Source organism: Candidimonas humi (genome assembly GCF_019166065.1).
GTDB lineage: Bacteria > Pseudomonadota > Gammaproteobacteria > Burkholderiales > Burkholderiaceae_B > Candidimonas > Candidimonas humi.
In genome coordinates this window covers 198,455-210,950 of the sequence record NZ_JAHTBN010000006.1, presented here as the reverse complement: position 1 = coordinate 210,950, position 12,496 = coordinate 198,455, and the positions used below count along the sequence as shown (strand labels likewise).

Annotated in this window: 14 protein-coding genes; 8 read left to right on the top strand and 6 right to left on the bottom strand. The window is 66.2% G+C overall.

Annotated features, from left to right (window positions below):
• The first annotated feature begins 119 nt into the window (after nt 1-119).
• The 3 genes from KVP10_RS15195 (at nt 120) to KVP10_RS15185 (ending at nt 3,913) form a co-directional block, all read left to right on the top strand.
• Nucleotides 120-884: an AraC family transcriptional regulator gene (locus KVP10_RS15195; RefSeq protein WP_217965451.1), complete on the top strand. Its 765-nt coding sequence runs from the start codon at nt 120-122 to the stop codon at nt 882-884.
• A 106-nt stretch (nt 885-990) separates the two neighbouring features.
• Nucleotides 991-2,193 carry a phosphoglycerate dehydrogenase gene (serA, locus tag KVP10_RS15190; protein WP_217965450.1) on the top strand — a complete coding sequence of 401 codons (1,203 nt, stop codon included), beginning with the start codon at nt 991-993 and terminating at the stop codon, nt 2,191-2,193.
• Nucleotides 2,194-2,734: 541 nt separating this feature from the next.
• Entirely contained in the window at nt 2,735-3,913 is a 1,179-nt protein-coding gene (locus tag KVP10_RS15185; protein WP_376810989.1) for a D-alanyl-D-alanine carboxypeptidase family protein, read from the top strand.
• Here KVP10_RS15185 and KVP10_RS15180 read toward each other — a convergent pair.
• The 3 genes from KVP10_RS15180 to KVP10_RS15170 all read right to left on the bottom strand — a co-directional run bounded on the left by KVP10_RS15180 (nt 3,887) and on the right by KVP10_RS15170 (nt 6,117).
• Nucleotides 3,887-4,354 (bottom strand): RrF2 family transcriptional regulator, encoded by a 468-nt coding sequence (locus KVP10_RS15180; protein ID WP_217965480.1) that lies wholly within the window; start codon nt 4,352-4,354, stop codon nt 3,887-3,889. The two genes, KVP10_RS15185 and KVP10_RS15180, sit on opposite strands and share 27 nt — an antisense overlap.
• 85 nt (nt 4,355-4,439) lie before the next feature.
• On the bottom strand, nt 4,440-5,720 hold the full coding sequence (locus tag KVP10_RS15175) for an NnrS family protein (protein WP_217965449.1): 1,281 nt from the start codon (nt 5,718-5,720) through the stop codon (nt 4,440-4,442).
• Nucleotides 5,713-6,117: a group III truncated hemoglobin gene (locus KVP10_RS15170; protein WP_217965448.1), complete on the bottom strand. Its 405-nt coding sequence runs from the start codon at nt 6,115-6,117 to the stop codon at nt 5,713-5,715. The genes KVP10_RS15175 and KVP10_RS15170 overlap by 8 nt, the downstream gene beginning before the upstream one ends.
• Nucleotides 6,118-6,406: 289 nt before the next feature.
• Between KVP10_RS15170 and KVP10_RS15165 the strand changes: the two genes are divergently transcribed.
• Nucleotides 6,407-7,423 carry a glycosyltransferase family 2 protein gene (locus KVP10_RS15165; protein ID WP_217965447.1) on the top strand — a complete coding sequence of 339 codons (1,017 nt, stop codon included), beginning with the start codon at nt 6,407-6,409 and terminating at the stop codon, nt 7,421-7,423.
• Nucleotides 7,424-7,466: 43 nt separating this feature from the next.
• Complete coding sequence (locus tag KVP10_RS15160) at nt 7,467-9,059, top strand: glycosyltransferase family 39 protein (RefSeq protein WP_217965446.1); 1,593 nt, start codon at nt 7,467-7,469, stop codon at nt 9,057-9,059.
• Here the strand turns inward: KVP10_RS15160 and KVP10_RS15155 are convergent.
• Nucleotides 9,019-9,408: a GtrA family protein gene (locus KVP10_RS15155; RefSeq protein WP_217965445.1), complete on the bottom strand. Its 390-nt coding sequence runs from the start codon at nt 9,406-9,408 to the stop codon at nt 9,019-9,021. The two genes, KVP10_RS15160 and KVP10_RS15155, sit on opposite strands and share 41 nt — an antisense overlap.
• Before the next feature lie 78 nt (nt 9,409-9,486).
• Here KVP10_RS15155 and KVP10_RS15150 point away from each other — a divergent pair, with 78 nt between their 5' ends.
• Nucleotides 9,487-10,272, top strand: a complete 786-nt coding sequence (locus KVP10_RS15150) for a ChbG/HpnK family deacetylase (RefSeq protein WP_217965444.1) — start codon at nt 9,487-9,489, stop codon at nt 10,270-10,272.
• A gap of 7 nt (nt 10,273-10,279) precedes the next feature.
• Here KVP10_RS15150 and KVP10_RS15145 read toward each other — a convergent pair whose 3' ends face one another.
• A complete protein-coding gene (locus KVP10_RS15145) occupies nt 10,280-10,873 on the bottom strand; it encodes a GNAT family N-acetyltransferase (protein ID WP_217965443.1) in 594 nt (197 codons plus the stop codon).
• Nucleotides 10,874-10,942: 69 nt separating this feature from the next.
• Here KVP10_RS15145 and KVP10_RS15140 point away from each other — a divergent pair, with 69 nt between their 5' ends.
• Both KVP10_RS15140 and KVP10_RS15135 read left to right on the top strand, forming a co-directional pair.
• Nucleotides 10,943-11,284: a protein tyrosine phosphatase family protein gene (locus tag KVP10_RS15140; RefSeq protein WP_217965442.1), complete on the top strand. Its 342-nt coding sequence runs from the start codon at nt 10,943-10,945 to the stop codon at nt 11,282-11,284.
• Nucleotides 11,285-11,576: 292 nt separating this feature from the next.
• The gene (locus KVP10_RS15135; RefSeq protein ID WP_217965441.1) at nt 11,577-12,038 is read left to right on the top strand and encodes a universal stress protein; all 462 of its coding nucleotides are present in this window, start codon (nt 11,577-11,579) and stop codon (nt 12,036-12,038) included.
• A gap of 313 nt (nt 12,039-12,351) precedes the next feature.
• Here KVP10_RS15135 and KVP10_RS15130 read toward each other — a convergent pair whose 3' ends face one another.
• Nucleotides 12,352-12,483, bottom strand: coding sequence for an MFS transporter small subunit (locus KVP10_RS15130; RefSeq protein ID WP_217965440.1), 132 nt, complete (start codon nt 12,481-12,483; stop codon nt 12,352-12,354).
• Between the last annotated feature and the right edge of the window lie 13 nt (nt 12,484-12,496).

Here is a 12,496-nt window from a genome sequence, read left to right as displayed (position 1 = left end):
CGGGGCTCCGGCGCCAGCACGGCCGCGCCTGGCGGGCCGGCATGCAGTCTCCAATATAGACAAGCGCTGCGTGACTGTCCTTATAATATAAGACAAACAACATTGAATTTCAGCCAGCCATGACCCGGCCTATCGATCTCGTGGAAGACGCCGACCGCGACGTGATCGCGATGGAGTCGTTCTACCTGGACCGGCAGACGGTCGAGGCGCATTCCCACCGCCGCATCCAGCTCTTGTACGGCACCACCGGCACCATGCAGCTCGAGACCCGCTTCGGCGCCTGGGTCGTGCCGCCCGGCTTCGCGGTCTGGATCCCCACGGGGGTTGCGCATCGGCTGAGCATGATCAACGTCGTCACCCACAGCTTGTATTTCCGCGATTCGGCGCTGCCCGAGGCGCCGCAGCGCTGCCAGGTCATTGCCGTGCCGCCGTTGCTGCGCGAACTGATACGCGAGGCCGTCAAGGTGCCGCTACTGTACGTGGCCGGGTCGCGCGACGGGCTGCTGATGGAAATGCTGCTGCGCGAGGCCAGCATCCAGCCGGTGGTGCCGCTGCACCTGCCCGTGCCGCGCGAAGGGCCGCTCGCATCCTTGTGCCAGGCCTTCTACAAATCGCCCAACCAGGCCGTGGCGCCGGCCGACTGGGCGCGCCAGCTCAACGTCAGCGAGCGCACTTTCTATCGGCGCTTCCTGGCCGCCACCGGCATGACTTTCATCGCCTGGCGCCAGCAGGCTTGCGTGTTCGCCGCCATGGCCCGCCTGGCCGCCGGCGAGAGCGTCACCAGTATCGCCCTGGACCTGGGCTACGAAAGCCCGTCTTCGTTCTCGACCATGTTCAGGAAATCGATGGGGTTCCCGCCCAGCCAATATGTGAGATCGGCCTGAAATACCTGGGTGGTGCCGGGATAACCCTTACCCTCGACAGGGACGTGACGGCATGAGCTTCGGTCTTGCGGCACAATCGTTCCTTTGATGTTCGTCTGGACGATTCATGACTCGCATAGTTCTGTTCGAAAACATACACCCCAGCGCCAAGGAAGTCTTCAACGGCGCCGGCCTGGATGATGTAGTTACCTACGCGTCGTCGCTGCAGCCCGATGCCCTGCGCGAGGCCCTGGCCGGTGCGCAAGCCGTGGGCATCCGTTCCCGTACGCACCTGGATGCGGCGCTGCTGGCCGGTGCGCCCGACCTGCGGGTGATAGGCTGCTTCTGCATCGGCACTAACCAGGTCGACCTGGACGCCGCCATGCTGCACGGTGTGCCGGTGTTCAATGCGCCGTTTTCCAACACGCGCTCCGTGGCCGAACTGGTGCTGGGCGAAGCCATACTGCTGATGCGCCGCATTCCCGAGAAGAACGCGCGCGTGCATCGCGGCCACTGGGACAAGACCGCCAGCGGCGCCTTCGAGGCGCGCGGCAAGACCCTGGGCGTGGTGGGCTACGGCAATATCGGCTCGCAGGTGGGCACGCTGGCCGAGACCTTCGGCATGCGCGTGGTGTTCTACGACGTCGAGGCCAAGCTGCCGCTGGGCAATGCGCGGGCCATGCCCTCGCTCGAGGCGCTGCTGGGCCAGGCCGACGTGGTCACCCTGCACGTGCCGGGCGGCAAGGGCACCAAGAACATCATCGACGCGGCGGCCTTGGCCGCCATGAAGCCCGGCTCCATACTCATCAACGCCTCGCGCGGCACGGTGGTCGACATCGATGCGCTGCACGAGTCGCTGGCGGCCAAGCATCTTTCCGGGGCGGCGCTGGACGTCTTTCCCACCGAGCCCAAGAGCGTCGACGAACCGCTGGCCAGCCCCCTGATCGGCATGGACAATGTGATTCTCACTCCGCACATCGGCGGCAGCACCCAGGAATCGCAAGAGAACATCGGCCGCGAGGTTGCGGAAAAACTCGTGCGCTTCCTGCAGGGCGGCGCCACCAAGGGCGCGGTGAATTTCCCCGAGATTCCCTACCAGGATCCGGTCGGCTCCGCGCGCATCCTGCACGTGCATCGCAACCTGCCCGGCGCGCTCGGCACGCTCAGCAGCCTGATGGCGGAACAGGGCCTGAACATCCTCAGCCAGAACCTGCAGACCCGCGGCCAGATCGGCTATGTGGTGTCCGACGTCGAGGGCAAGGTCGACGACGCCGTGATGACGGCCTTGCGCTCGCATCCCATCACCGTGCGCTGCGAACTGGTCTACTGACCGTCACGGGCCGGCTGCCGCTGCGGGCTTCATGCCCCGTGCGCCGGCCCGATCCGCGCCGTGCGCCGCCAGGCCGGCTGCCTTGCCGGCACGGGCGGGGACGCTCGGGGCGGCGGCATTCTTCATGTGTAGCGTAAGTGCGGCGGGATGCCCGCATCGAATCCTCGCGGTCCTGTCGCCGCGAGGGCGCAAGCAGGGATGGGTTCTTTCAGGGGAACCTTCCACGCGGACTTTGGACAAAGAAGTCCGCGGGAGTACACTTGCGGGGTTCTGTGCCGGCCGGCCTGGCCCCGGCGCCGTTTTTCCTGCGGCTGCCGCGGGGTGCGGGCCATGGCCCGATGCCTCCGCCGGTGCCGCGCTGTCCGCTCAGATTCATGCAGCGCCTGAGCCACAGGTGGACCCGTGCGCAATCCGGCGCGGCTGCCTACCGGACGCCTCGGCCACGGTTGCGACACCCCTTTTAGTATGAGCAGGCACCAGCCCGCCTGCGGGCGCCTCCCCCCTTCCTGTAAACGCAGACAGAATAGACAGACTTGAACGCATGAAGAAACTGATAATGAATCTGTGCGTGGCCCTGGGCTGCGCAGGCGCAGCGTCGGCCTGGGCCGATGCCGCCATGCCCGCGCCCGCGCCTGCGCCTGCCATCGCGGCCAAGGCCTGGTTGTTGCTGGATGCCCAGAGCGGGCAGGTGATGGCCGAGCAGAATGCCGACGAGCGCATCGAGCCCGCTTCGCTGACGAAGATCATGACGGCTTACCTGGTGTTCCAGGCCATCAAGGACCACAGGCTGGACAAGCAGCAAATCGTGACGGTGTCGCAGCGCGCATGGAAGATAGCGCCGGGCAGCTCCAAGATGTTCCTCAAGCCCGGCGACAAGGTCAGTGTCGATCAACTGCTGGACGGCCTGCTGGTGCAGTCGGGCAACGACGCCGCCGTGGCGCTGGCCGAGGCGGTCTCGGGCAGTGTCGAGGCCTTCGTGACGCGCATGAACCAGACCGCCCAGGCCATGGGCCTGACCGGCACGCATTTCGCCAACCCCAACGGCCTGCCCAACCCCGGCACCTATTCCAACGCGCGCGATCTCGCCACCTTGTCGCGCCGGCTGATCCAGGATTTCCCGGTCCTGTACAAGGGCTACGACACCACGCGCCAATTCACCTACGACCACATCACCCAGCGCAACCGCAATGGCCTGCTGTGGCTCGACCCCACCGTCGACGGCCTGAAGACGGGCCATACCGAAAGCGCGGGCTATTGCCTGATCGCTTCGGCGCTGCGGCCCGAGGGTTCGGTGCAGCGCCGCCTGATCTCGGTAGTGCTGGGAACGGCGTCCGGCAAGGCGCGCACGCAGGAAAGCATGACCTTGCTGAACTGGGGGTTCCAGAATTTCGAGACGGTCAGGCTCTACAACAAAGGCCAGGTAGTGGCCACGCCGCGTGTCTGGAAAGGCCAGCTCAAGGAAGTCAAGGTCGGCTTCGACCATGATATTTACCTGACCTTGCCGCGTTCGGCGCGTATCGAGGGCGTGCCCACTGTCACCACGACGGGCCCGCTGATCGCTCCCATCGCCGATCATGCGCCCGTGGCGACCCTGCACGCGACCATAGACGGCAAGGCCCTGAATCTGCCCTTGATCGCCCTCGATGGCGTGCCGCAGGCCGGCCTGCTGGGCCGCACCTGGGATTCGGTAGCGCTATGGGTGGCGCAACTGCGCGGCTGATCCCAGGAACATGGCCTGCTGCGGCGGGCCGGCTTCCAGGCCAGGCTGCGGCATGATGTCGGCCAGCGTATAGCCGTCCATGTGGCGCATGAACTGTTGCAGTGCGCCGTCCACGATGGCCGCCAGGCGGCAGCGGCCTCCCAGCATGCAGTTGCTGTGCGTGCCGAAGCATTCGACAAGCTCCAGATCGCTTTCGGTGTCGCGCAGCACGGCTCCGAGGCCGATTTGCGAGGGCTCCATGGCCAGCCGCATGCCGCCGTGCTTGCCGCGCACGGTGTGAATCCATCCCTGCTGGCCGAGCCGATGAGTGATCTTCATCAAGTGCGGTTCCGATATGCCGTGGGCCTGGGCGATTTCGGCGATCGTGCACAGCCGCTCGGGATGCTGCCCCAGATACATGAGCAGCCGCATGGCGTAGTCGGTATGCGTGGTCAGGCGCAAGACGGCTCCTTGCTCGATACGCTCTTGCCGGCTTGCGGGTTGCAAGCCGGCCACGGCTGAGACGCGCCGCCGTAGCCGACGGGCCTCATGGCCTGGGCCCTTGCGCCGGCCCGCGCACCACCGCCGCTTGAACCTGCCCGCGCTGCGGCTGCGGTTGCGGCGCTGCGTCGGGCCGGGGCCGTATCAGCATGGGCACGAAGCGCCACAGGTACAGGGCCAGGCCCGCGATCCAGCAGGCGGCCGCGGCATGCAGCAGCCCCTGCCCGGACGCGGTGGGCCACAGCGCGGCCAGGCGCAACAGCGCCGCGGCGATTATCAGGACATAGCTCCAGAGCATGCTGCGGTCCACGCGCAAGGGCTTGCCCAGGTGGCCGAGCGCGGTGCGCGTGATCATGCCGATGATGAGTATGGAGAACCCGCCCATGGCGACGATGTGCACATATGTGGCCGGCCGGGCCAGCGGGCCCGATTCCAGGCCGCCGAGATAGGCGCCCGCGGCCAGCAGGCCCAGGCTCAGCGCCGTATAGCCCAGGTACAAGATCCACAGCAGCGGATTGGCGCGCGCCGCCAGCGGACGCCAGGACCACACCTGGAACAAGCCGATCAGGGCCGCCACGGCGAGGGCCGGGGCCGCCACGTGCGGCAGGCCGGCGAGCGCGGCCGCGATGGCCGCCAGGCCCAGGGCCACTTGCACCTGGCCGCTGCGCGTGAGCATGGGTATCTTCAGCCCGGTCACGGCGCGCATGGCGAAAAAGGGGATGACGCGGCGGGCGATCAGCAGGGCGATCACGGCCATGCACAGCAGGCCCAGGTCGAAGCGCTGGATCAGCACGGCATGGTCGCCGCGCAAGGCCGCCTGCAAGTAGAGCAGGTTGGCGGCGCCCAGGCCCAGCACCAGCCAGGGTATGCCGTAGTTGCGGCGGCTGTGCGCCTTGTGCATGACGCGCAGCAGGGACAGCGCCGCCACCAGGAAGAAGGCCGATTCGCAGGCGGCGGCCAGCCAGAAGCCGGCCGTGCCGCCGAACAAGTAGCCCAGGCGCGCCACCAGCCACAGCAGGCATGTCGCGCCCAGCCCGGCGCCGCGCAGCGGATTGATGCCGGTCCAGTTGGCGCTGGCCGTGAGCAGGAAGGCGACGGCGATGGTGGCGATGAAGCCCCACAGCATTTCGTGCGCGTGCCAGGCCACGCCGGAGAGCGGTGCGCCTATCAGCGCCGGAGCGAAGATCCATATGGCCACGGCGACGACGGCCCAGGCGCTGCCCGCGATATATAGCGGGCGGAACCCCAGGGACAGGAAAGCGTCGAGACTCGGGCGCGGCCGCGGACGCGCCGCGGCAGGTTCTTCGATGACCAGCGGTTCAGCCATGGGCGATCTCTGTGGGCGCGCGGTCCGGGTGGTTGTTCAATTGATAGCCGAACCAGAGGCTGCGGGCGATGCGCTGCGCGAACTCTTCGGCGCGTTCGGCGAAAGGGCGGTTGGGCAGGGCGGCAGTGGTCTCGTGGAACAGCTCCAGCCATTGCCCGAACATCGGCGCCTGCAGGCCGGGCAAGGCGATATGCGTGGGCATGGGCGCGCCGCGATAGGTGCCCGAGCCCAGCAGCAGCGAGGACCAGAAGCTGACCATTTTCGACAAATGGACGTCCCAGTCGTCGACATGCGTGTTGAAAATGGGGCCGAGCACCGGATCGGCCCGGACTTTGTCGTAAAAACCATAGACCAGGGTAACGATTTCTTCTTCGGTACAGAGATCGGCTGTCGCCATGCGGGGTGCTCCGGTGTGTGCGCGGGTCGTGGCGAAGCCGGATGTCGCGGCTTCGCGTTAAAGATATATTTAATATGAATCTTATATCCCGGCAGGCCGCCGCGTCAATCGGCGCGGCGCCTGTGTTGCGCGTGTGCCGCGGCGCCGCCGGGCATGCTATAAAGGCCGGGATCACGCCGCGAGGAAGGGGAAGGCCTGCGCGGCCGTTTTCGTTACGGGCGCCCGCCGTGTCCAGGCGGCGCGGCCTTGGCCGTCCCGCCCGCTTTCGTCCCAGACCCTGTCCGAGAATATGCCGCAGCTTTCGTCCATTTCCTGTGTGGTTCCCTGCCTGAACGAAGAAGCCAACCTGAATGTGTTGCTGCCGTCATTGTTCGCGGTACTGGAAAACCTGGGCTGCCCGTTCGAAGTCATAGTCGTGGACGACGGCAGCACCGACGGCACTCCGCTGGCCATGGCGCGCTGGGCGCAGCAGCATCCGCAAGTCGTCTATCTGCAGCTGTCGCGCAATTTCGGCAAAGAGTCCGCACTGAGCGCCGGGCTGGACGCCGCACGCGGCCAGGTGGTGGTGTGCATGGATGCCGACCTGCAGCACCCGCCGTCGCTGATTCCCACCATGCTCGAGCGCTGGCGCCACGGGGTGGAAATGGTCTACGCGGTGCGCGCCACGCGCAGCGACGAATCGGCCTTCAAGCGCCTGGGCACCAGGCTGTTCTACAAGATGATGCGTACCTCGGGCGGCCTGAAAGTGCCCGAGAATGCGGGTGATTTCCGCCTCATGGACCGCGTGGTGGTCGACGCCCTGGCGCTATTGCCCGAGCGCAACCGCTTCATGAAGGGCCTGTTCGCATGGGTGGGCTTTCATTCCGAGCCGCTGTATTACTCGCCGCCGGAACGCCTGCACGGCACCAGCCGCTTCAAGCCGTTCAAGCTGTTCCGCTTCGCCATCGACGGCATCACGGCATTCACGACATGGCCGCTGCGCCTGCTGAGCCTGTCCGGTGCTACCTTGTCGATACTGTCCTTCATCTACGGCCTGTACATCGTCATCAACCACATCCTGTACAGCGATCCGGTGCAAGGCTGGACCACGCTGATCACGGTGGTCTTGTTCTTCGCGGGCGTCAATCTGCTGTCGATCGGCGTCCTGGGCGAATACGTGGCCCGCATCTTCGGCGAAGTCAAGAACCGCCCCGTGTACCTCAGCAGGAAGCGTGTGGGCGTGGGGCTGGACGCCGACCCAGCCGCGGATGCCGGCACGGCGGATGCCCGCGGCCGCCTGCCCTCCCGCGACGAAAGCCAGGCTTGACGGTGCTTGCGGCACGGCGCATACAGCTAAGGGATACACACCCATGAAGCATTTCATGCAACGCTATACCGCCCTGGTCGACAAGGCGCTGCGGGGACGGTCGGCCTGGCTGTACGCCCTGTGCGCATTCGTCTGGCTGTCGGCCACGACCTGGACGCGCCCGCTCATCCTGCCCGACGAGGGCCGGTACGTGGGGGTGGCATGGGAAATGCTCAAGCACGGAGAATGGTCAGTGCCGCGCCTGGACGGGCTGCCGTTTTTCCACAAGCCGCCGCTGTTCTACTGGATCACCGCAGCCTCGCTCAAGGTGTTCGGCGTCAACGAATGGGCGGCGCGCATGAGCTCGGTGCTGTCCGCGGCACTCATCGTCGGCCTGGCATTCTGGTTCCTGCGCAAGTATGCGGGGCAGCGCCTGGCCGCCCTGGTCGCGCTCATACTGGCTACCCAGCCCTTCCTGTTCGGCGGCGGGCAGTACGCCAACCTGGACATGACGGTGGCCGCGATGATTACCGCCACGGTGGTGCTGGCCGCCGATGCCGTATTCCGCATCGAGGCCGGCCGCCCCTATCGCGGCATCTTGATACTGGCCTACGCCGCGGCCGGGCTGGGCTTTCTGGCCAAGGGCCTGATCGGCATCGTGCTGCCCGGCGCGATCATCGTCTTCTGGCTGCTGGGGCGCTGGCGCATCGACACCTTGCGGCGCATGTTCCATGTACCGGCCATAGCCGTGTTCCTACTGGTGTCGCTGCCCTGGATGATCGCCATGCAGTGGCGCTATTCCGGCTTTTTCGACTACTACATCGTTTACCAGCACTTCAAGCGCTTCCTGGAATCGGGCTTCAATAATCCCTATCCGTTCTGGTTCTACGTGCCCGTGCTGCTGGCGCTGAGCCTGCCCTGGTCCATACAGGTGTGGCGCGCGGCGCGCCCGGCGTACTGGCGCAATCCCGAACGCGCTGCGCTGCGCGGCCTGATGCTGTCGTGGCTGCTGGTGGTGCTGATCTTCTTTTCCATCCCCAGCTCGAAGCTGGTGGGATACATCCTGCCGCTGCTGGCGCCCTTTGCGTTCTTTCTTGCCGAGCCTTTCGAGTTGCGCATGCGCGCCGGCGAAGACAAGGCGCTGAAGACTTTTTCGGTCTATACGCTGGTATCGATCGGCCTGTGCCTGGTGGCGGTGCTGGCCCTGGTCGTGGCCCCGCAGCCCAGCTCCAAGCCGCTGGCGCGCGCCATGAGCGCGCAGTTCCAGCCGGACGACCAGATCGTCATGCTGGGGCGCTATCGCTACGACCTGGATTTCTATCTGCATGCGGCCCGGCCCGCCTATGTGGTGGCGGACTGGGACGATCCGGCGATCAAGACCGAGGACACCTGGCGCAAGGAACTCTATGACGCCGGCCTGTTCGAGCCCGACGCGGCGGCGCGTACGCTGGTACGCCCGGCCGCGCTGGTGCAGCAGTTGTGCACCCAGCGCACCCACACGATCTGGCTGGTGGGCGACAGGAACAGTTTCCACGATTTCCCCTTCGTGGCGGCCATGGCGCCTTATGCGTCCGACCGCAAGCTGAGGGTCTGGAAGGTCGATCCGGGGCCGCCGCTCAGGTTCTGTGCCGAAACGCCCAGAAGCGCCCCAGAATGAAAGTGCCGCCGGCAATACCTATTAAAATCAGCGCCAGCAGCACGTCGTAGCGTATCGTCGTGACCCGCAGCAGGTAGGCATAGGCCAGCTCGTTGACGCAGAAGCCCGCCGCGGACACCATGAAGAAGCGTCCGGCAGCCCGCAGCAGCGGCGCGCGCTGATGGCGGAATGTATAGCGGTAGTGCCCGGCAAACGATACGCAGAACGCGACGAGCCAGCCCACTACATTGGCGGCCAGCGGCGGGTAGCCCGCCAGACGCACTATCAGCACAGCTACCAGCCAGTGAGTGGCGGCGGCGGCGCAGCCCACGGCAACAAAGCAGCCCAGTTGCCGGATGAGTTTACGCATGGGGTGGTTTTCCAGAGGCTAGGTGACGTGATAGAAGTCGGAAAAAAAAGAATCGTGATCTGCGCCGATGATTTTGGCATGAATCCGGGCGTCGACGAGGCCGTGCTGCAACTGGCCGCTTTGGGGCGCCTGAGCGCCACCAGTTGCATGAGCGGCGCGCCGCGCTTTCGCGCCGACGCGGCGGCGCTGGCCGGCTCGGGGCTGCAGACCGGGCTGCACCTGAATTTTACCGAAGCGCTGGGCGATGCCCGCGGCCTGTACCTGCCGCTGTCGCGTTTCATTGCGCTTGCCTATCTGCGCAGGCTCGACAGGGCAAGGCTGCGCGCCCAGGTTTGCCGCCAGCTCGACGATTTCGAGGATGCCATGGGCCGCGCCCCTGATTTCGTCGACGGCCACCAGCATGTGCACCAGTTGCCGCAGTTGCGCGGCGAATTGCTCGCCGAACTGGAGCGGCGCTACGGGGAGAGGCGGCCCTGGCTGCGCTATACCGGCATGCGGCGCGGCGGCGCCGGGTCGGCGGCCTTCGTGGTCAAGGCCGGCATCATAGAGCTGTTGGGGGCGCACCGTTTCGCGCGCATGGCGCGGCGTCTCGGCTATGCAATGAACGGTGGCTTCCTGGGCGTATACGGCTTCCAGGGCGGCGAGCCCGCCTATTGCACGCTCTTGCGGGGCTGGCTGGAGCACGCGCGCGACACGGACCTGCTCATGTGCCACCCGGCATCCCGCGCCTGCGAAGGCGATGGCCTGGGCGCGCAGCGCAGCGCCGAATTCCGGGTATTGGCGGGCGACGAAATGCCGGCCTGGCTGGTCGCCTGCGGCCTGGAGCTGCACTCGCGCGCCAGCCTGGAGCCGCAGCCGCGTTGATCCCCGCCTATCGGCCGGCGGCCGTGGGCAGTGTGGAATCGCCTTCGCCCAGCGCGCGCTGCATGAACACCACGTCTATCCACTGATTGAACTTGAAGCCGGTGGACGGCTGCGTGCCCACGTGCCTGAAGCCCAGGCTGCGGTGCAGGCCTATGGAAGCCGAGTTGCTGGTGCCGCCTATGACGGCAACCATCTGCCGCCACGGGCCCTGTTCGCAGCGCGCCAGCAAGGCCGAGAGCAGCGCCTTGCCCAGGCCCTTGCCGGCCTGGCCGTCGGCCAGGTAGATGGAGTCTTCTATCGTATAGCGGTAGGCCACGCGCGGCCGGAAGGTCGAGGCATAGCAGTAGCCTGCGACCTCGCCGCCCAGCATCGCCACCAGGTAGGGCAGGCCTTGCTCCAGCACGCGCTCGCGGCGCGTCCGCATTTCGGGCAGCGGGGGCGGCACTTCCTCGAAAGTGGCCGAGCTGTGCAGCACGTGCTGCGCGTATATCGCCTGTACCGCAATCATGTCGTCGGCGCTTGCATCGCGGATCTGCAGGCCTGCCAGGGGTTCGGGCCCGTGCGGGAGCGGGGCGGCTGGCCGGATGAAGCTGGAGGACATATGCTTTGCCGGACGGATTTTGAGGTTACGATTAGACTTCGAAGTATAGATCGCTCGAAGGAGAAAATAATGTCTTTGCCGGTCAACGCGTTGACGGATTCCTTTGCCGTGTCGCCGCAGCTCGCACCCGAGGATATGGCGGCCGTGGCCGCCGCGGGGTTCAAGAGCCTCATCATCAATCGCCCCGATCTCGAGGGCGGCCCCGACCAGCCCCTGGCCGCCGACGTAATGGCCGCGGCGGCCAAGGCGGGCCTGACGGCCGAATACCAGCCTGTGGTCAGTGGCGCCATGACTCCCGCCGATGTGCAGCGCTTCGCCGAGCTGCTCAAGACCCTGCCGGCGCCTGTGCTGGCGTATTGCCGCACGGGCACGCGCTGCACCAACCTGTATCGCGCCGCCACCGGCGCTTGAGCGGCGGTGATGATCTCCGGCGTCTCCGCATGGAGGCGTTCGGCGCGTCTTCCGTCCGCGGGGCCGGGATGCGGGGCTGGCGCCCCGCCTTCCGCAGGCTCGGCGGCGTGTCGCGAATCGGAGCCCCGAACGGCCCTCTCACACCCTTTTCGGGGTGTCGCATATCCTCATTGTCCCCCCTCGAGCCGCGCGGATCTTGTAACTTACAGTAGAGCAAACCCTAGGGGCAGCGGCTTTATTTTTTTACAAATTATGGTTTAGCATAGGAGCACTCAACTTGGAGTCAGATGCCATGTTCAAGAAGATATTGATTCCCACCGATGGTTCCGCCCTGTCGGCGCAGGCCGCGAACAAGGGCGTGTGCTTTGCGCGCCAGATCGGCGCGGAGGTCGTGGCTCTGTACGTCACGCAGCCTTTCGCAGCGACGGTAGGCTTCGACGGCATGGCCGCGGCCTATGCCATCACCGATGAAGACTACGAAAAGACCGCGACCGAGCAGGCCCAAAAGTATCTCAAGTCGGTGCTCGATCGCGCCGAAACGGCCGGGGTAAAGGCCTCGGGCAAGGCCGTGTCGAATTTCAACGTGGCCGACGGCCTCGTGCAGGCCGCGGAAGACGAAAAATGCGACCTCATCTTCATAGGCAGCCACGGCCGCAGCGGCCTGTCGCGCCTGCTGCTGGGCAGCGTCACGGTCAAGGTCCTGGGCCTGGCCAAGACCGCGGTCCTGGTGTATCGCGTCAAGGAATCCGAGTGACGCCACGCTAGGCCGTAACGCCCGCCGCGGGCGGCGCCTCGCCTATGCCCGCGCCTTGACGCAGTTCGCATGGCTACGCAAAAACGCCGGATGACCTCCGGCGTTTTTTTACGGGGCCGTTGTTTTGGGTATCCCCGGCTCGCTGAAACATGGGCGGCTTGCACGGCGCCGGTCGAGGGCGGCGGGTGCGGGTATAGGCGGGGCGCCGCCCGCGGGGGCGTGAAGCGTCGCGGCGATTCCCCATGGGCGAAAAAAGCCCCCGCAAGCGGGGGCGCAACTGGCCGGCCGGCCGGGTGCCGGCCGTTGGGTATCTTTATTTGAACAGGGCTGCGGCCTTGAGCAGCGTCTGGTAGATGCCGATCACCAGCGGGATGCCGACATACAGCCAGAAGATGATCAGCAGCAAGGGGGAAGTGGGCTTGCTCTGTTGAGTCACGTCGTTCATGCGAGGTCTCCGG

Bases quoted from the DNA above. Each gene is read 5' to 3' on its own strand.
- KVP10_RS15195 (WP_217965451.1), top strand. From the start codon at position 120: ATGACCCGGCCTATCGATCTCGTGGAAGACGCCGACCGCGACGTGATC.
- serA (WP_217965450.1), top strand. From the start codon at position 991: ATGACTCGCATAGTTCTGTTCGAAAACATACACCCCAGCGCCAAGGAA.
- KVP10_RS15185 (WP_376810989.1), top strand. From the start codon at position 2,735: ATGAAGAAACTGATAATGAATCTGTGCGTGGCCCTGGGCTGCGCAGGC.
- KVP10_RS15175 (WP_217965449.1), bottom strand. From the start codon at position 5,720: ATGGCTGAACCGCTGGTCATCGAAGAACCTGCCGCGGCGCGTCCGCGG.
- KVP10_RS15170 (WP_217965448.1), bottom strand. From the start codon at position 6,117: ATGGCGACAGCCGATCTCTGTACCGAAGAAGAAATCGTTACCCTGGTC.
- KVP10_RS15165 (WP_217965447.1), top strand. From the start codon at position 6,407: ATGCCGCAGCTTTCGTCCATTTCCTGTGTGGTTCCCTGCCTGAACGAA.
- KVP10_RS15160 (WP_217965446.1), top strand. From the start codon at position 7,467: ATGAAGCATTTCATGCAACGCTATACCGCCCTGGTCGACAAGGCGCTG.
- KVP10_RS15155 (WP_217965445.1), bottom strand. From the start codon at position 9,408: ATGCGTAAACTCATCCGGCAACTGGGCTGCTTTGTTGCCGTGGGCTGC.
- KVP10_RS15150 (WP_217965444.1), top strand. From the start codon at position 9,487: ATGAATCCGGGCGTCGACGAGGCCGTGCTGCAACTGGCCGCTTTGGGG.
- KVP10_RS15145 (WP_217965443.1), bottom strand. From the start codon at position 10,873: ATGTCCTCCAGCTTCATCCGGCCAGCCGCCCCGCTCCCGCACGGGCCC.
- KVP10_RS15140 (WP_217965442.1), top strand. From the start codon at position 10,943: ATGTCTTTGCCGGTCAACGCGTTGACGGATTCCTTTGCCGTGTCGCCG.
- KVP10_RS15135 (WP_217965441.1), top strand. From the start codon at position 11,577: ATGTTCAAGAAGATATTGATTCCCACCGATGGTTCCGCCCTGTCGGCG.
- KVP10_RS15130 (WP_217965440.1), bottom strand. From the start codon at position 12,483: ATGAACGACGTGACTCAACAGAGCAAGCCCACTTCCCCCTTGCTGCTG.